The sequence below is a fragment of the Streptomyces durbertensis genome (genome assembly GCF_014156695.1).
GTDB classification, from domain to species: Bacteria; Actinomycetota; Actinomycetes; order Streptomycetales; family Streptomycetaceae; genus Streptomyces; species Streptomyces durbertensis.
The window spans coordinates 1-19703 of the sequence record NZ_WMLF01000012.1 but is presented as its reverse complement, the minus strand read 5'-3'; the positions used below and the strand labels follow the sequence as shown (position 1 = coordinate 19703).

The window sequence follows — 19703 nt, the reverse complement described above, 5'->3', positions numbered from 1 at the left end:
CCCTACATGTGAAACGAGAATCCAGAGTGCCGGTGTCGGAATACCGCTCGCGCGTGGGAAGCTGCCACCTTCTCCGATAATTGAGCGATCAACATTTCGACGTGACACCCGGGAAACGATGTGGAAGTCCGGCCGCGTCGCGCTGAACCACGGCCGGAGCCACGTGTGCCCCCGCACGGCAACTCGCTGCGTCGCGAGGCGGTGACGCTGACATTAGTTCGCTGGCCGCAAGCCAGTCAACGTCGGTACCGCCGGACCTGTGGATAACTTCCACCCGCTCCCCGCGCTGGTTGACAGGTAGTCCAATTGGCCGCCCGCAAACGTCAGGAAGCTGCCCCCAACGTCGCGGAATCGTCTCCTCCGGTAACCAAGTCGCATTCTCGGTCCCCACCCCGTCACAATCCCCGGACGGGCCCCCTCTCCCGTGTCCTGAAGCTGCCAACCATCAACGTCCGCGCCCCGCGTCCGCCCCGCCCTGGCCGCTCTGCTCGCGCAGGACGCGTCGGCGGATGCCGCGCAGCCATACGTGGCGGATCGCGCCGCTGCCCGGCCGGATGACACACCAGTACGCCCCGAACAGCCGCCGGGCCTTCGCGTCGGTGCACCGCACCCGGGTCTCCGTCGTCAGCACCCCGTCGGCGTACCGGAAGTCGAACGCGATGAGGATGTGCGACGGCATGGCGAAGTCCCGGAACTCGGCCGCCGGTTCCTCGCCCATCATCACGATCGGCTGCTTGCGGGAGATCCGCTCGATGCCGCCGACCACCAGCTGGTCCTCGGACCGGTGCAGCAAGCGGAACCCGTTGTCGAGGAACATGCTCAGCACCGGGCGCTCGCGGTCGAACCGCACGCGCCCCATGCCCACCGTCGCCATCGTGCGGCGGAAGCTCGGCACCTCGCCCCAGGTCAGCTCCTCGGCCGCGCGGATCACCGTGTCCGCGTCGGCCGCCACCGGCAGCCGGTGGCGCTCCCGCCGGTCCCACTCGGGGATGACGCCGTCCAGGGCGGACCGCCCGTCGGCGGTCGGCCCGTCGCCGCGGGGTGTGCCGGCGCGCTTGTCGGTCATGACGGCTCTCCTTCGTTCGCCCCCGCACCCAGGCGCTCGGCGAGCAACCGGCCGATGGCGGCCAGCGGTTCGGGGTTGGTCATCTCGCTGTGCCGGCAGTCAACCTGACGGACGTCCACGGCGCCCGCCACATAGGGGAACCAGTCCTCGACGTGGAGGTCGCCGCCGCGGTCCGCGGTGGCCGCGAAGAACAGCACGTCGCCCTCCCAGCGGGCGGGCCGGGCCTCCGCCGCGAGGCGCATGTTGTTCACCATCACCCGGCTCATCGCCGCCACGTGCCGCTCGGCGAGGTCGGCCATGCTGCTGTGGCCGCGCCGCAGCACCTCGACCACCTTCGCGGCGTCCAGCGGGCCCTCGCCCGCCGCCGAGCGGTCCTGTCCGACGAAGTCGAGCATCATCTCCAGCACGCTCTCCTCGTCGGCCGCGGGCTCGTACTCGCCGGCGTAGGGGTGCGGATAGGCGTCCATCATGGCCAGCAGTTCGACCCGCTCGCCCGCCTCCCGCAGCCGCACCGCGATCTCGTGCGCCGCGACCCCGCCGAACGACCAGCCCAGCAGGTGGTACGGGCCGGCCGGTTGCACCTTTCGGATCTGCTCCACGTAGTCGGCGGCCAGCTCGCCGAGGGTGGCGGGCAGCGCGTCGGGTTCGGTCAGACCGCGCGCCTGCACCGCGTACACCGGGCGGTCCGGCAGCTCCGGCAGGAGGCCGGCGTAGGGCCAGCCGACGCCGGCTCCCGGATGCACGCAGAACAGCGGCGGCAGCCCGCCCCCGGACCGCAGCGGGAAGATCACCGCGAGCGAGGCGTCGCCACCGTCCGCGCCGGTGAGCCTGGCCGCCAACGCGGCCGGTGTGGGCGCCTCGAAGAGCGCGCGCACCGAGAGGTCCGTGTCGAACGCCTCCCGTATCCGGGCCATCAGCCCGGCAGCCAGCAGGGAGTTGCCGCCGATCTCGAAGAAGCCTGCGTCCGCGCCGACCGACGGCAGCCCGACCGCCTCGGCGAACAGCGCGCACAGCGCCTCCTCCACCGCGCCGGCCGGCGCCCGGCCGCCGCCGGACTCCGGGGCCGGCAACGCGCGCAGGTCGACCTTGCCGATCGCGGTGACCGGCAGCTCGGCCAGCGGCACGACCGCCGAGGGCACCATGTAGGACGGCAGCACTCTCGCCGCCTCCGCCCGCAGGTCGGGCAGTTCGCCCGGGGACGCTTCCGGTTCGAGGACCGGGTAGGCGACGATCCGCTTGTCGCCCGCGCGGTCCTCGCGCACGACCACGGTCACCTGCCGGACCGCCGGGTGCGCGGCCAGCACCGCCTCGATCTCCCCCAGCTCGATCCGGAAGCCCCGGACCTTCACCTGGTCGTCGGCGCGGCCGACGAAGACCAGTTCGCCGTCGGTTGTCCACCGCACCAGGTCGCCCGTGCGGTAGAGCCGGCCGCCGGCGGCGCCGTACGGGTCCGCCACAAAGCGCTCGGCGGTCGGCCCCGGGCGCCGCACGTAGCCGTGGGAGACACCGGCACCGGCCAGGTACAGCTCGCCGGGCGCGCCGACCGGCGCGGGCGCGAGGTCCGCGCCGAGCACGTAGGCGCGCATGTTGTCCAGCGGTCGCCCGATGGGCAGCGTCCGGCCGATGTCCCCGGCCGAGGTGACGCGGTGCAGGGTGGCGAAGACGGTGGTCTCGGTCGGGCCGTAGGCGTGGGAGAAGGCGGTGCCCGGGCAGTGCTCCAGAAGCCGGCGGACGCTCTCCGCCGGTACGGAGTCGCCGCCGGACAGCACCTCCCGCACCCCGGCCAGAGCGGTCGGGTACTCCTGGACCAGCAGCCGGAACAGGCCCGAGGTGAGGAACGCCGTGTCGACGCGCTCCTCGGTGAGGACGTCCCGCAGCGCGGCCAGGTCGAGCTCGCCGGCCGGCGCCACCACCGCCGTGCCGCCGGACAGCAGCGGGGCCCAGGTCTCGAAGGTGGCCGCGTCGAAGGCCTGCGGCGAGTGCACCAGCACCCGGCCCCGGGAGATCGGCGCGATGGCCCGGTCGTAGGCGAGGGCCACGATGTCGGCGTGGGTGACCTCGACGCCCTTCGGTTCTCCGGTGGAGCCCGAGGTGTACATGACGTACGCCGGCTGGTCCGCACGGACGCCGGGCAGCGCCGGGGCGGCACCGTCGACGGCCGGGTCGGATTGGTCGACGCGCAGCACCCGGGCGTCGTGCGGGAAGCCGACCTCCGCGTGCGCGGCGTCCGTCAGCAGCACCACCGCGCCGGTGTCGGCAACCACCCGCCGGGAGCGCTCAGCCGGGAACCGGTCGTCCAGCGGGACGTACGCGGCGCCTGTCTTCAGCACCGCCAGCAGCGACGCCACCAGCTCCACCGAACGGTCCTGGAGCACCGCGACCCGGTCGCCGGGGCGGACGCCCGCCGCCAGCAGACGGCAAGCCAGCGCGTCAGCAAGATTGTTGAGCTCCCGGTAGCCGGTGTCCCGGCCGCCGCAGCGCACCGCCACCGCCTCGGGCGTACGCAACACCTGCTGCGCGAAGGCCTGGTGCACCGCCGTGCCGGACGAAGGCAGTTCGTACGCGGTGTTGTTGAAGCCGCGCAGCAGCCGTTCCCGCTCGCCGTCGGCGAGCAGGTCCAGCTCGGCCAGCGGCGTCTCGGGACGCTCGGCGGCGGCCCGCAGCACGCGCACCAGCCGGGCCGCGTACTCTCGCACCTCCGCCTCGGTGAAGACGTCCGGGCGGTAGCCCAGCCGCAGGTGTATCTCCTCGCCCGGGAGCCCGGCCAGGGTCAGCGGGTAGTGCGTGGCGTCCCGACCGTCCACTCCGCCCAGCGTCAGCCCGGGCGCCGGCTCCCGCATGCCCTCCGCGTCCAGCGGATAGTTCTCGAAGACCGTGATGGTGTCGAACAGCGGCGCGTAGCCGGTGAGGCGCTGGAGTTCGGTGAGGCCCGTGTGCTGGTGGTCCAGCAGCTCGGTCTGCCGGCGCTGCACCCGAGCCAGCAGCTCTCCCAGTGTCTCGGACGGGTCGAGCGCCACCCGGACCGGGAGGGTGTTGATGAACAGGCCGATCATCGACTCGATGCCGGGCACCTCCGCCGGGCGCCCGGAGACCGTGCCGCCGAAGACGACGTCCCTGCGGCCCGTCAGCCCGGCGAGCAGCAGCGCCCAGGCACCCTGGAGGAACGTGCTGAGCGTGAGGCCGAGTTGGCGAGAGCGCTCGGTCAACTGACGGGTCAGCTCCGGCGATATGCCGACGATGACCTGCTCGGGCACCGAGGTGCGGTTCGCGGCCTCGGCCGGCGCCAGGACCGTCGGCCCGTCCAGGCCGCGCAGCGCCTCCGTCCAGGCCCGGCGGGCCGCGTCCTCGTCGCGCCCGGCGACCCAGCTCAGGAACTCGCGGTAGGGCGTCGGCCTCGGCGGCGCGGCGGTGCCGCGCGTGCGCTCGGCGTAGAGCTGGAACAGCTCGCCCACCAGCAGCGGCATCGACCAACCGTCCAGCAGGATGTGGTGGTTGGTGAGGGCGATCCGGTGCCGGTTGTCGCCCAGCCGGGCCACCAGCAGCCGCAGCAGCGGCGGCCGGCCCAGGTCGAAGCGGGTCTCGCGCTCGACGTCGACCGCGCGCCGGAAGCCGGCCTCGCGCGCCGCCTCGTCCAGGCCGCGCAGGTCGACCTCCCGCCACGGCAACCCGGCCGTCGGCAGGACCAGTTGCACCGCACCGCCGGGGCGCTGGTGGAACGCCGTACGGAGGTTGGCGTGCCGCTCCAGCAGCGCCTGGCCGGCGGCCCGCAGCGCGGCGGTGTCCAGCGGACCTTCGAGGTCGAAGAACGTCTGGACGACGTAGTCGTCCCTGCCGGTGCCGTCCCACTCCGCGTGGAAGAACAGGCCCTCCTGGAGCGGCGCCAGCGGCAGCACGTCCACCAGGCCCGGATACGCGGCCTCGTAGCGCTCGATCTCCGCCTGCCCGAGCGACACCAGCGGGACGTCGCCGGGTGTGAGGCCGCCGGCGTCGGGACGCTCGGTGTGCCGCACGAGGGCGTCGAGCGCCCGCCGCCACGTGTCGAGCAGGTCCTGGACGTCGGACTCCGGCAGCAGGGCGGCCGGCCAGGACAGGGTGGCCGTCAGCCGCGGGCCGTCGGCCCGGTCCTCGGTGAGCGCGTTGATCTGCAGGGCGTGCCCCAGCGGGAGGTCGGCGTCGCCGCCACCGCCGAGCGCGCCGGACTCCGGAGCCGGACTCCACTCCTCCAGGGCGCTCCCGTCGGCGGGTTCGCTGGACGCGGAGGGCAGGCGGCCCAGGTAGTTGAAGGCGATCTGCGGGTGCGCCGCGTCCGCCAGGGCGGCCAGCCGGCCGGCCGTGGCCGGGTTCAGGTAGCGCAGCAGGCCGTAGCCGATGCCGTTGTCCGGGACCGCGCGCAGCTGCTCCTTGACCCGCTTGAGCGCCCGGCCGGTCTCGGGGCCGCCGTCGAGCGCCGCCGCCGGGTCGCCGTCGCCCGGATCCAGCCGCACGGGCCACATGCTGGTGAACCAGCCGACCGTCCGCGACAGGTCCGTGCCGTCCAGCACGGCCTCCCGGCCGTGGCCCTCCAGGTCGACGAGGAGGGGGCCGTCACCGCGGCCGGACCGCCGCCGCCAGTCGGCGACCGCCAGCGCCAGCGCGGTCAGCAGCACGTCGTTGATCCCGGCGCGGTACGCGGCGGGCACGGTGGTCAGCAGGGCGCCGGTGGTCGACGGCGGCAGGGTCAGCGACAGCGACCGCGCGGTGCTCGCGACGTCCCGCGACGGGTCGAGCGGCACATCCGTGAGCGGGGCGTCCGCCTCGTACAACACCGCTTCCCAGAAGGGGAGTTCAGCCGCGCGCTCGGTGGCGTGCTCGGTGAGCCGCTGGGCCCAGCGGCGCAGCGAGGTGGGCACCGGCTCCAGCGCCGGCGCGCGCCCGGCCGACACCGCCCGCCACGCCTCGGCGAGATCCGGTACCAGCACCCGCCAGGAGACGCCGTCGACCACCAAGTGGTGCAGGACAAGCAGCAGTCGGCCCGGGCGCCCGGCACCGGCGTCGAACAGGACGGCCTGCAGCATCACGCCCTCGTCCGGGTCGAGCCGGCCACGGGCCGCCTCCGACTCCTCGTCGAGCCGGTCCAGCGCGGCGCACCGCAGCAGCGGCGCCGCGGGCACGGCGCCGCGCGGCGCGACGGCCAGCGACCAGCCGCCCTCCCCGCGGGTCAGCCGCATGCGCAGCGCGTCGTGGTGGTCGAGCAGCGCCTGGAGGGCCGCCGCCACCTGCTCGGCGGCGGCGCCCGGCGGTGTGGTGAGCAGCACCGACTGGCTGAACCCGTCGACAGGGCCCGACAGTTCACGCAGCCAGTGCACGATCGGGGTGAGCGGCACCTCGCCGACGCCGGCGTCCGGCGCCTCGGCCTCCGGCCGCTCGCCGCCGCCCCGCTCGGCGGCCTCGGCCACCTTCGCCAGCTCCGCGACCGTCTTGCGAGTGAACACGTCGCGCGGGGTGAAGACCAGGCCCTCCTTGCGGGCCCGGCTGACCAGCTGGATGGAGGCGATGCTGTCGCCGCCGACGTCGAAGAAGCCGTCGTCCACCCCGACCGAGGGCAGGCGCAGCACCTCGGCGAAGAGCCGGCACAGCGTCTCCTCGGCGGGCGAGGCCGGGGCGCGCCCGCCGGCGGTCGTCACGACGTCCGGCGCGGGCAGTGCCCGGCGGTCCACCTTGCCGTTGCGGGTGAGCGGCAGGGCCTCCAGGGTGACAAAGGCGCTCGGCACCATGTACTCCGGCAGCCGGTCGCACAGCAGGGACCGGACGCCGCCGACCAGGTCCCGGGCGGTGACCGGCACGTTGGCGAACCGGGCCGGCTCGGGCCGGCCGGCCGGTGCCGGGCAGGTGCCCGTGACGGGACGGTCCGCCAGCGCCTCGGCGACCAGCAGCACGTCGAACGCCTCCAGCGCGTCCGGCGACGAGCAGCTCAGGCACGCGCGGTAGCCGTGCTCGGCGGCCAACGCCGGGAAGACGTCCGGTTCGACGCCGGCCGGGGCCTCCTCGAGCGCCCGCCGCACCGCGTCGGCCTCCGCGCCCTCGGCCAGCGCGCGGGCCGCCGCGACCTCGCCCACCAGGCGCGCGTTCGGCACGCCCGTGACCCGCAGCGTCGCGGGCCGCCCGGCCAGCCGCGCCGCGACGTCGGCCGGCTCGGCGACGTCCCGGCCCCAGGCCGCGCTCGGCGCCTCGTCGGCGCGCAGCGGTGGCGCGTCCAGCGGCTCCCGGCGCAGCACGGCCGCGTACCGGTAGCGGCTCAGCTCGTTGTGGTAGGACGCGCTCTTGAGCCGGACGTCTACCGCGCCGATCCCGTCGACCACGCCCGGCAGGCTCGCGAAGTACTCCGGGGCGAGGAGGAGTTCGTTCTCCGCGCGCACGCCCTGGTCGACCGCGGTCCGCAGCGCGGCGGTGTCCGCGTCCTGCCCGGCCCTCGCCAGCCGCACTCCCGTCTGGAAGGCGCGCAGCAGCCGCAGGTCGCGGATGTCGCCGGCGTAGACCGCGCCGCCGGGCGCCAGCACGTCCACCGCCTGGCGCAGCACGTCCGTCAGGTACTCGGCGTGCGGGAAGTACTGCACCACCGAGTTGATCACGACGGTGTCGAAGTGGCCCCGCGGCAGCCCGGAGAAGTCATGCGCCGGCTGGGCGCGCAGCGTGACCCGGTCGGTGTGCTCGCCGTGCCGCTCCAGGGCGTCGCGGAGGTTGTCGATCGCCACCGGGGAGAGGTCCGTGCCCCAGTACTCCTCGACGTGCGGCAGCAGCGGGGCCAGCAGCAGACCGCTGCCGACGCCCAACTCCAGCACTCGGCGCGGCCGCAGCTCACGGATCTGCGCCACGGTGTCGTCCCGCCACTCCCGCATGTCCGCCAGCGGGATCGGCCGCTCGGTGTAACTGCTGTTCCAGCCGCCGAAGTTCTCGCCGAAGCCGCCGCTCTCCGCGTGCTCGGTGTACATCTTGTCGTAGAGGTCCGACCACTCGGCGACGGCCTCCAGCTCCGTGCTCTCGTCGCGCTCGGCCGCGGGCACCAGATAGGCCACCAGCCGCTTGTCGCCCGGCCGGTCCTCGCGGACCACCACGGCCGCCTGCGAGACCAGCGGGGAGTCGGTGAGGGCCGACTCGATCTCGCCGGGCTCGATGCGGAAGCCGCGGATCTTGACCTGGTCGTCGACCCGGCCCAGGTACTCCAGCTCGCCGGAGGCGTTCCACCGGACCTGGTCGCCGGTGCGGTACATCCGGGCGCCCGGCGGGCCGAACGGGCAGGCCACAAAGCGCTCCGAGGTGGCCCGGGGCCGCCCGAGGTAGCCGCGGGCGACACCGGCGCCGGCGACGAACAGCTCACCGGCCACACCCACCGGCACCGGCCGCAGCTCCGGGTCCAGGACGTACACACGCGTGTTGTCCAGCGGCGCGCCGATCGGCATCGAGGCGGGCACCTCGGTGCCCGGCCGCACCCGGTGGCGGGTGGCGAACGTGGTCGTCTCGGTGGGGCCGTACCCGTCCACCACCGTGGTCTCCGGGCAGTGTGCCATGACCCGGCGCACCGAGTCGGCCGGTACGACGTCGCCGCCCGTCCACACCTCGGCGACAGCGGCGAGCGCCCCCGGGCTCTCGTCCGCCAGCAGCCGGAAGAGGCCGGCGGTCAGCCACAGCGCGGTGACCCGCCGCTCCGCCACCAGCCGCTCCAACGTGGGGATGTCGAGCTCCGCCGGCGGGGCGACGACCACCTCGCCGCCGGACAGCAGCGGCACCCACAGCTCGTACGTCGAGGCGTCGAACGCCTGCGGGGAGTGCAGCAGCACGCGGCGGTGCGCGCCCGTGGTGAAGGAGCGGTCCCGGGCCAGCGCGGCGACGTCCCGATGGGTGACGCCGACGCCCTTGGGCACTCCCGTGGAGCCGGAGGTGTACATGACGTAGGCGAGACGGTCGGGAGTCGGGGCCGGGCGGTCGCCGGCACCGACGACCGGGACGGCGTCACCCGGCTCGTCGACGCGCAGCGCCCGGACACCCGGCAGCGGCGTCTCCCGGTGGGCCGCGTCGACCAGGACCAGCTTCGCGCCCGTCTCCTGAAGGATGTGCGCGAGCCGTTCGGCCGGGTAGCGGTCGTCCAGCGGGACGTACGCGCCGCCCGCCTTCAGCACCGCGAGCACCGACACGACCAGCTCCACCGAGCGGTCCTGGAGCAGCGCCACCGGCTCCTCCGGGCCGACACCCGCCTCGACCAGGCGGGACGCCAACGCGTCGGCGAGGCCGTCCAGTTCGGCGTAGCTCACCGAGCGGTCCCCGAAGCCGACCGCGACCGCGTCCGGTGTGCGGGCCGCCTGCTCCTCGAACAGCTCGGGCAGCGAGCGGTCCGGCAGCGCGTTCGCCGTGTTGTTCCACTCGTGCAGGACGCGGTGGCGCTCCGCCGCACCCAGCATCTCGACGGCACCCAGCGGCGTGTCCGGCTCGGCGCCGAACGCCTCCAGCAGCCGGCGGGCACGGGCCGCCACGCCCGCCGCCGTCTCGCCGTCCACCAGATCGTGGCGGTAGTCCAGCCGCAGGTGCATCCGGCCCTCGACGACGGCCGCGAAGAACGTCAGCACGTAGTGCGCGGCGTCCCTGCCCTCAAGGCCCAGGACCCGCAGGTCGTCGCCGACCGTGCCCTGCAGCGCGTCCGGGTCGACGGGATAGTTCTCCAACACCATGTTGGTGTCGAACAGCTCGCCGCCGCCGAGCAGGTTCTGGATGCTGCGCAGGCCCAGATGCTGGTGGGGCAGCAGCCTGACCTGCTCCTCCTGCATCCGCCGCAGCAGCTCCGACAGCGGCTCGTCCGGGCGGGTCCGCACCCGCACGGGGACGGTGTTCACAAAGAGCCCCACCATGGACTCCATGCCCGGCAGCTCCGGCGGCCGCCCGGAGACCGTCGTGCCGAACACCACGTCCGAGCGGCCCGTCAACTCGCCGACCAGGACGCCCCAGACGCCCTGCACCACCGTGTTCAGCGTCAGCCCCAGCCGGCGGGCCGACGCCACCAGGGCCGTCGTCTCCTCCTCGGACATCGACACGACCAGCTTGGTCGGCGGCACCGCGACCCGCTCCGGATCCGCGGGCACCACCAGCGTCGGTTCGCTCACCCCCGCCAGCGCCTCGCGCCACGCGGCGACGGCGGCCTGCTCGTCCTGCCGGGCGAGCCAGCCCAGGTAGTCGCGGTAGGGCGTGGGCCGGGGCAGCTCGGCCGACGCGTCGGCGTAGCAGGAGAACAGCTCGCCGACGAGGATCGCCGTCGACCAGCCGTCCAGCACGATGTGGTGGTGGGTGAGCAGCAGCCGGCAGCGCTCGGCGTCCGTCCTGGCCACCGTCAGCCGCAGCAGCGGCGGGCGGTCCAGGTCGAAGCGGCGCGTACGGTCCTCCTCGGCCAGCCGGCTCAGCTCGGCCTCCCGCGCCGCCTCCGGCAGCTCCGACAGGTCGACCTCCGCGACCGTCACCGCCACCTCGCTCAGCACGGCCTGCACGGACTCGCCGCTGCGCCGCTGCCGGAACGCCGTGCGCAGGCTGTCGTGCCGGTTCACCACGCGGCTGGCGGCGGCCGTCAGCCGGTCCGTGTCGAGCCGGCCGGCCAGGTCGAAGGCGAGCTGCACGGTGTAGACGTCCGTGCCGTCCTGGTCGTACATCGAATGGAACAGCAGCCCCTCCTGCACCGGAGACAGGGGCAGTACGTCCAACAGGCGGGGCTTCATCAGGACTCCCAATCGCTGAGCAGATCGTTCTCGAACTCGTCGATCTCCTCCTGGCTCATCGCCACGGACAGATCGGAGGGGGTCACGCCGCCGGCCTCGGGCCGCTCGGCGTGCTCGGACAGGGCGGTCAGCGCCCGGAACCAGGTGTCCACCAGGTCGCCGACGTCGCCCTCGGACAGCAGCGCGTCGGGCCAGCCGACCACCGCCGACAGCCGCGGCCCGGCGGCGCCGTCCGCCGCGTCCTCGACCAGGGCGCTGACCTCCAGCACGTGCGAGAGCGGGGTCTCCGGGTCGACGCCGCGGGCGGCACCGGACAGCGCGTCGCCGCCGGTGACCATCGACCAGTCGGCGTCCCGCCCGGCCGGGAAGCGGCCCAGGTAGTTGAAGCCGACCTGCGGGGCGGGCAGCGCGGACAGCTCACCGCGCGCCGCCGGGTCGAGATAGCGCAGGAGGCCGTATCCCAGGCCCTTGCCGGGCAGCGCCCGCAGCCGCTCCTTGACCTGCTTGAGCGCCCCGCCGAGGGCGACACCGTCGCCGGGTGCGGCCGCGCCGGCGTCCAGCCGCACCGGGTGGAGGGTGGTGAACCAGCCGACCGTGCCGGACAGGTCCAGGGACTCGACCGTGTCGCGGCCGTGGCCCTCCAGGTCCAGCAGCACCTCGTCGGTCACCGGGCCGCCGCCGAGGCGGCGGCGCCAGTCGGCCAGCGCGGCGGCGAACGCGGTGAGCAGGACATCCTCCACGCCGCAGGAGAAGGCCGCCGGCAGGGTGGTGAGCAGTCGGGCCGTGTGCTCGGCCGGCAGTGTGGCCACCAGATGACGCGACGTGCGCAGCACGTCCCTCGTCGGGTCCAGCGGGCGCGCGCCCAGCAGCGGGTCCGGGCCGGACAACATCTCGCGCCACACCGGCAGTTCGGCCCGCACGCCGGGATCGTCGACCAGCGCGGCGACGTGCCGGGCCCAGCGCCGGTACGACGTGCGGACGGGCTCCAGCGCGGAACGGTCCCCGGTGGCCCAGGCGGTCGCCAGATCACCCACCAGGATCCGCCAGGAGACGCCGTCCACCACCAGGTGGTGGGCGACGACAAGCAGCCGCCCCGACCGGCCCGCCCCGGCGTCGAACCACAGCACCGCCACCGTCCGGCCCTCGCCCGGCGCCAACCGGACCTCCGCCGCGTGCGCGTCGATGACCTCGTCCAGCTGGTCGTCCGGCGTGGCGGAGACGTCCACCCGGCGCACGACGTCCTCCGCGGACGGCGTGCCGGGGTCGGGCACGGTCAGCAGCCACCCGCTGCCGTTGGGCGCGTACGACTGCCGCATGCGCAGCACGTCGTGGTGGTCGAGCACCGCCCGCACCGCCGCCGCCAGCCGCTCCACGCCCAGCTCCGGCGGAACCCGCAGCAGCGCCGACTGGGTGAAACCGGCCAGCGGCCCGCCGCGCTCCCGCATCCAGTGCACGATCGGCGGCACCGGCACCTCGCCCGTGCCGACGTCCGGCTCGGCGGCCAGTTCGTCGGCCGTCGTCAGCGGCTTCGCCACGGCGGCCAGCCCGCCCATCGTGCCCTGCTCGAACATGTCGCGCGGCGTGATCGACAGCCCCGCCTTACGGGCCCGGCTGATGAGCTGGATGGAGATGATGCTGTCGCCGCCGATCTCGAAGAACCGGTCGTCCGGGCTGACCCGCTCCAGCCCGAGCAGCTCGGCGGCCAGCTCGCACAGCAGCCGCTCCACGTCCGTGCCGGCGGCCCGCTCGGCCACCGACGCCAGTCGCGGGGCGGGCAGCGCGGCGCGGTCCAGCTTGCCGTTCGGGTTGAGCGGCAGCCGCTCCAGCGGCACCACGGCCACCGGCACCATGTACTCCGGCAGCACCCGCGCCGCGTGGCCGCGCAGTTCCTCCGGATCGGCCGACGCGCCCGGCTCCGGCACCACGTAGGAGACGATCCGCCGGACGCCGACGGTGTCCTCCCGGGCCAGCGTGACCACCTCCCGGACCTCCGGGTGCGCCGCCAACACGGAGTCGATCTCGCCGAGTTCGATGCGGAAGCCGCGCACCTTGACCTGGCTGTCGGCGCGGCCCAGGTACTCCAGCTCGCCGTCCGCGCGCCACCGCACCAGGTCGCCCGTGCGGTACATGCGCTCGCCCGGCGCGCCGAACGGGTCCGCCACGAACCGGTCCGCCGTCAGCGCGGGCCGGCCGAGGTAGCCGCGCGCGACGCCGCGTCCGGCCAGGTACAGCTCGCCCGTCGCGCCGACCATCACCGGCTGCAGCGAGGCGTCCAGCACGTAGGTGCGGCCGTTGGTGACCGGCCGGCCGATCGGTGGCGACTCCTCGGCCGGGTCGTCCGGCTCGTGGAACCAGGCCGTCGCGTAGACGGTCGCCTCCGTGGGGCCGTAGGCGTTGACCACCCGGGCGCCGGGCAGCGCGGCGCGGACGTCCGCCACCAGCCGCGCCGGCAGCGCCTCGCCGGCCAGCACCACCGTGTCGGCGGCCACCGGCGCCGGCGACTGCGCCAGGATCGGCGCCACCGCCGACGGCACACCGCTGACCAGCGTGCCGCGCCACGGCTCGCCCGTCCGCTCCAGCAGGGCCGTCAGATCGCGGACGATCTCCACACAGCCGCCGTGGAGCAGCGTGCCGAACAGCTCGAACACCGAGACGTCGAAGTTCATCGAGGTGGAGAACAGCGTCCTGGCCAGGGCGGCGGCGCCCAGCGCGTCACCCGCCCAGAGCGCGAGGTCGACCACGGCGCCGTGGTCGACGACCACGCCCTTGGGCCGGCCCGTGGAGCCCGAGGTGTAGACGGCGTACACGGCGTGCCCCGACAGCAGCGGCCGCACCCGGTCGAGGTCGCTCGGGTTGTGATCCGGCAGCCCGCCCGGCAGCTCGGCCAGGTCGCGCAGCACCACGGCCGGCGCGGCGTCAGCCAGCATGAACTCGACCCGGTCGGCCGGGTAGTCGGGAGACACCGGCAGATAGGCCGCGCCCGCCTTGAGCACGCCGAGCAGCGCCACCACCAGGTCCGCCGTGCGCGGCATGGAGAGGGCGACGAAGTCCTCGGGGCCGACACCCAGGCTGATCAGGTGGTGGGCGACCCGGTTCGCGCGGAGGTTCAGCTCCGCGTAGTCCAGCCGCTCCCCGCCCGGGGCCTCCACCGCCGGCGCCCGCGGCGTGCGGTACGCCTGGAGCTCGAACAGCGCGGGCACGGTGGTCTCGGGAACCGGCCTGGCCGTGCGGTTCCACTCGACCAGTACCCGGTGCCGGTCTCCGGGGTGGTCGACGACCAGCCGGCTCAGCGGCAGCCCGGGCTCCCGGGTGGCCGCGTCGAGCAACCGCACCAGCCGGGTGGCCAGCAGCTCGGCCGTGCCCCTGTCGAAGAGGTCCGCCGCGTACTCCAGGACGCCGTCCAGCCCGCTCGGTCCACCGTCGGCGCCCCGGCGCTCGGTCAGGTCGAGCGTCAGGTCGAACTTGGCGCTGCGGCGCGGCACCTCGTACCGCTCCGCCGTCAGCCCGGGCATCCGCACGACGCCGTCGGCGTCCTCCTGGAAGGCCAGCATGACCTGGAACAGCGGGTGACGCGCCAACGAGCGCGGCGTGCGCAGCACCTCGACCAACCGGTCGAACGGCACGTCCTGCCGGCCGAACGCCGCCAGGTCGGTGCGCCGCACCCGGTCGACCAGCTCGGCGAAGCCCGGGTCGCCCGAGGTGTCCGTGCGCAGGACGAGGGTGTTGGCGAAGAAGCCGACCAGCCCCTCGAGCTCCTCGCTGTCCCGGCCGGCGACCGGGCTGCCGAGGGGGATGTCCGTACCGGCGCCGAGCCTGGTCAGCAGCGCCGCCAGACCCGCCTGCACGGCCATGAACGTGCTCGCCTGTCGCGAGCGGGCCAACTCGGCGATCCGTGCGTGCAGTTCGGCGTCGATGTGGACGGGGACCGTGTCGCCCCGGTGGGAGGCGACCGACGGGCGCGGGCGGTCCGTCGGCAGCTCCAGCTCGTCCGGCAGGCCGTGCAGCTCGTCCGCCCAGGCGGCGAGCTGCCGCGAAACCCGGCTGCCGGGGTCGTCCTCCTCGCCGAGCGCGGAACGCTGGGCGAGGAGGTGGTCGACGTACCGCACCGGCAGCGGCGCGAAGCGCGGCGCGGAGCCGGCCCGGCGCGCCGCGTAGGCGGTGGCGAGATCGTCGACGAGCGGCCGCAACGAGGCGCCGTCGCACGCGATGTGGTGCACCACCAGGGAGAGCACGTGCACCGGCTCCGCGGACGTGGCTGCGTCCTCGGCGTTCTCGGTGTCCGCGTAGCGAGGGGAGGTGAGTTCGAGCAGCTCCGCGCGCCACGGCGGCTCGGCCGCCAGGTCGAAGCGGGTGGCGGCCGCACGGGCGAGCACGGCGTCCAACTCGCCGGCGCCGATCCGGCGGACCGGCAGCGCGGGCGGCTCGACCGACTCCAGGACCCGCTGCCACGGCACGCCGTCCTCGTCGGGGAAGGCCGTCCGCAGACTCTCGTGCCGCGCGACGACGTCGCCGAGGGCCAGCCGCAGCGCCTCGCGGTCCAGCGCGCCCGACAGCCGCAGCGCCAACGGCACGTTGTAGGCGCCGCTCGACGGCGTCGCCGACTCCAGCCGGTTCAGGAACCACAGCCGCCGCTGGCCGGCGGACAGCGGCACCCGCTCGGGGCGGGGCGCCGGCGGCACGGGCTCGGCGGGCCCGCCGAGAAAGGCGAGACGGTCGGCGACGACCCGGGCGATCTCCGCGAGCGGCGCGGGCTTGAGCAGGTCGGTGTGGGCGCGCTCGACGAAGTGCACGTCGATCTCGCCGTCCACGTACGGCCGCCAGGTCTGCGGCGTGGGCGAGAACTCGACCTTGTCCAGCGTGGCCACGAAGAACAGCACGTCGCCGCTGTAGCGGCGCGGGGTGTGCCGGCGCATCAGCTCGCTCGCCTCGCCGTACACCCGGGCCATCGCGGCGACGTCCTGCCTGCCCAGGGCGGCCAGAGCGCTGTCGAGCCGCCGCAGCAGCTCCACGACACGGTTGAACTCCAGCGGCTCCGGGCCGAGGCGGCGCCTGTCGTAGCCGGCGAAGTCGAGCAGGGTCGCCATGATCTCCTGCTCGTCCAGCGGCGGCAGCTCCAGCCCGGGGTAGGCGTCGAGCACCGCCAGCAGGCCGACCTCCTCGCCCTCCTCCTGGAGCAGCGCGGCGATCGCGTGCGCGACGACACCGCCCGACGACCAGCCCAGCAGGTGGTACGGGCCGCTCGGCTGCGCCTTCCGCATCTCGGCGACGTAGGCGGCGGCCATCTCCTCGATCGACGCCGGCGCCTGCGAGGCGTCCCGCAGGCCGTGCGCCTGGAGACCGTACACCGGGCGCTCGGGCTCCAGATGCCGGAGGAAGCCGGAGTAGATCCAGCTCAGCCCGGCCGCCGGGTGGACGCAGAACAGCGCGGGCAGCGTACCGTGCGGCCGCAGCGGCAGCAGGACGTCCAACGAGGCGTCCCGCTCCTCGCCCTGGCCGACGTGCTCGGCGAGCGCGGCGACCGTCGGCGCGGTGAACAGCGCGCTGATGCCGACGTCGACGCCGAGCGCGGCGCGGATCCGGCCGGCGAGCCGGGTCGCCAGCAGCGAGTGTCCGCCGAGGTCGAAGAAGTTGTCGTCGATGCCGACGCCGGGCACGTCCAGCACCTCGGCGAAGAGACGGCACAGCGTCTCCTCCCGCGGGTCCCTCGGCCCGCGGCCGCCGGAGGAGCCGTACTCCGGCTCCGGCAGGGCGCGGGCGTCCAGCTTGCCGTTGGCCGTCAGCGGCATGGCGGCGAGCTCCACGACGGCGGAGGGCACCATGTGGTCGGGCAGCGTACGGCCGGCGAACTCCCGCAGCCCCTCGGGGCGCCGCCCCGGCGCCGGCACGACGTACGCCACCAGCCGCCGGTCGCCGTGCCGGTCCTCCCGGGCCACCACGGCCACCTGGGCGACCGCCTCGTGCTCGGACAGGGCGGCCTCGATCTCCCCCAGCTCGATGCGGAAGCCGCGGATCTTGACCTGGGCGTCGGCGCGGCCGACGAACTCCAGCTCGCCGTCGAGCGTCCACCGGGCGACGTCCCCCGTGCGGTACATGCGGCCGCCGGGCGGGCCGAACGGGTCGGCGACGAACCGCTCGGCCGTCGTGCCGCGACGGCCCAGGTAGCCGCGGGCCAGCCCGGCACCGGAGACGTACATCTCGCCGGCGACCCCGGGCGGCACCGGGCGCAGACCGCTGTCCAGCACGTAGACCCCGAGGTCGGGGATCGCGCCGCCGATCAGGCTTCCCCGGCCGGCGGCGGCCAGCCGCTCGTCCAGCGCCACGTAGGACACGTGCACCGTCGTCTCGGTGATGCCGTACATGTTGACCAGCACGGGGGCGTCCTCCGCGTGCCGGGAGTACCAGTCGCCGAGCCGCCACAGGTCCAGCGCCTCGCCGCCGAACACGACCGCCCTCAACGCCAGGCCGGCGGACAGCTCCGGGTGCTCCGCGTCGGCGCGCATCAACTGGTAGAACGCCGACGGCGTCTGGTTGAGCACGGTGACGCGCTGCTCCACCAGCAGCCGCAGGAACTCCTCGGGCGAGCGGCTGACCGCGTAGGGCACCACCACAAGCCTGCCGCCGTGCAGCAGCGCGCCCCAGATCTCCCACACCGAGAAGTCGAACGCGTACGAGTGGAACATCGTCCACACGTCGTCGGCGTCGAAGCCGAACCAGTGGCGGGTGCTGTCGAAGAGCCGCACCACGTTGGCGTGCGGGATGACGACGCCCTTGGGCCGGCCCGTGGAGCCGGAGGTGTAGATGACGTACGCCGGGCCGGCCGGGGTCAGCGGCGCGCGCCGGTCGGCGTCGGTGAGCGGCGTGTCCGGCAGCTCGGCGAGCTCGGCGACGACGGCGGGATCGCGCAGGTCGACCGTCGGCGCCTCCGGCCGGCTGCCGTCCACCGTGACCACCAGGGTCGGCGCGGCGTCGGCCAGCATGAACGCGATCCGGTCCGCCGGGTAGTCCGGGTCGAGCGGCACGTAGCCGGCGCCCGACTTGACCACCGCGAGCAGCGCCACGACCATCTCCGCCGAACGCGGCACCGCGAGGGCCACAAAGCCCTCCGGACCGGCGCCCCGGGAGACCAGCAGCCGCGCCAGCCGGTTGGCCCGGGACTCCAGCTCCGCGTAGGTCAGCTCGACATCCTCGTAGACGACGGCGACGTTGCCGGGCGTGCGCGCGGCCTGACGCGTGAACAGCTCGGCGAGGTCCGCGTCCGCTTCCGGTCTCGCCACGGCGTCCGGCGAGGGCAGCTCGTGCGCGTCGACCAGGTCGACCGCACCGATCGGCGCCGACGGCTCGGCGGCGGCCAGCCGGTCCAGGAAGGTGAGGAAGCGCCGCTGGTGGTCGGCGATCCGCTCCTCGGAGTACAGGTCGGGGTTGGCGTCGAAGTCGATCTGGAGGCCGCCGTCGGCGCCCCGGTCGTAGACGATCACCGACAGGTCGTCGGCCGGGCCGATGCACAGGTTGTGGACGGTGCTGCGGTGCGGGCCGAACGACAGGTCGTAGTCGAACATCATGATGTTGACCTGCGGGCCGAGCAGCGGCTGGTCGCTCTCCAGCAGCCGCAGGTCGCGGCGCAGGTCCTCGTAGCGGTACCGCTGGTGGCGCATCGCGGCGCGGGTCCGCCCGTGCGCGTGCGCCAGCAGCTCGGCGACCGTCATCGCCGGGCGGGCGGACAGCCGCAGCGGCAGCACGTTCGACACCATGCCCGGCACCGAACGCGCCGTCCTGCCCAGCCGCGTGGTGACCGGCAGCCCCAGCACCACCTCCGACTGCCCCGTCATCCGCTGGAGGTAGGCCGCCGTCGCACCGAGCACCAGCGCCGGCCAGGGCACCCCCGCCTCACGCGCCAACTCCCTCAGCGCACGGGCGCTTTCCGGGTCCAGGCGCGCCGTGCGCCGGGCGAGCCGGCGGGCGAGGCCCGGCACCGCGCCCGACATGCTCACCGGCTCGGCCCGGCCGGCCATCTCCGCGACCCAGTGGTCCCGGTCGGTGGCGAACCGCTCCGACTCCCGGTACCCGCCGTCGGCCGCCACGAGCTCGGCCAACGGCCCGAACGGCGTCTCCGGCACCTCCGCGCCCTCCACGAGCGCCGAGTACACCTCGGCCACCCGGCGGGCGATCAGCGCCACCGTGAAGCCGTCCACCGCGACGTGGTGGTACCGGTGGAACCAGAACGCGCGCTCCGGGCCGACGGTGAACAGCGTGAACCGGAACAGCGGATCAGCGGCCAGGTCGAACGGCCGCGCCAGGTCGGCCCGCATCCACGCCTCGGCGGCGGCCCGCGGATCCTCCTCGGCGCTGACGTCCACCTGCTCGAACGCCCACCGCCGCGTCGGCTCCACCACCTGGCGGGGCCCCTCGCCCTCGACGTCGACAACCCGCGTACGCAGCGTGTCCGCCTCCGCGACCACCCGGCGCAGCGCGGCCTCGAACAGCCCGGCGTCCACCGCCCCGTGTATCTCCAGGTACTCGCCGGCGTTGTAGATCGTGTTGGTCGGGTCGAGCTGCTGGGCGTAGTAGATGCCCGACTGTGCGGCGGTCAGTGGCAGGAGTTGGTCCCCGTGGACAGACATGTGCTCTCTACTCTCGACTGGTTGGTCGGGCAGCAGCGTGGTCAGCGCTCGTGACCTCTCGGCTTCGACCGGACGTCACACGCCTGCGGCGAACCGGGAGGCGACCGAGGGATTCGGGTGGATTCGCGTGGCGTGATCAAATCTTCCGCATTCATGAAAGTCGCCCGCTCCGGCACGGGGCAAGGAGCGATGCAGGAAGATGCCAGCGGTCAACCGCTCAACTGTCAGGGCCCGTTCAACGGGTCGAACCCACCGCACACCACACGCCGGTCCCGGACACCCCACCGC

Annotated in this window: 3 protein-coding genes; all 3 read right to left on the bottom strand. The window is 74.5% G+C overall.

The genetic code is table 11. The features are described from left to right. Positions 1–445: 445 nt before the first annotated feature. From GL263_RS01720 to GL263_RS01710, 3 genes are read right to left on the bottom strand one after another with little or no spacing between them, the layout of a single operon-like run. Positions 446–1066: a hypothetical protein gene (locus tag GL263_RS01720; protein ID WP_182853728.1), complete on the bottom strand. Its 621-nt coding sequence runs from the start codon at positions 1064–1066 to the stop codon at positions 446–448. Continuing rightward, positions 1063–10797, bottom strand: coding sequence for a non-ribosomal peptide synthetase (locus GL263_RS01715; RefSeq protein ID WP_182853727.1), 9735 nt, complete (start codon positions 10795–10797; stop codon positions 1063–1065). The genes GL263_RS01720 and GL263_RS01715 overlap by 4 nt, the downstream gene beginning before the upstream one ends. Continuing rightward, positions 10797–19415 carry a non-ribosomal peptide synthetase gene (locus tag GL263_RS01710; RefSeq protein ID WP_182853726.1) on the bottom strand — a complete coding sequence of 2873 codons (8619 nt, stop codon included), beginning with the start codon at positions 19413–19415 and terminating at the stop codon, positions 10797–10799. Before GL263_RS01710 ends, GL263_RS01715 begins: the two co-directional genes overlap by 1 nt. Positions 19416–19703 lie beyond the last annotated feature (288 nt).

Bases quoted from the DNA above. Each gene is read 5' to 3' on its own strand.
- GL263_RS01715 (WP_182853727.1), bottom strand. From the start codon at position 10,797: ATGAAGCCCCGCCTGTTGGACGTACTGCCCCTGTCTCCGGTGCAGGAG.
- GL263_RS01720 (WP_182853728.1), bottom strand. From the start codon at position 1,066: ATGACCGACAAGCGCGCCGGCACACCCCGCGGCGACGGGCCGACCGCC.
- GL263_RS01710 (WP_182853726.1), bottom strand. From the start codon at position 19,415: ATGTCTGTCCACGGGGACCAACTCCTGCCACTGACCGCCGCACAGTCG.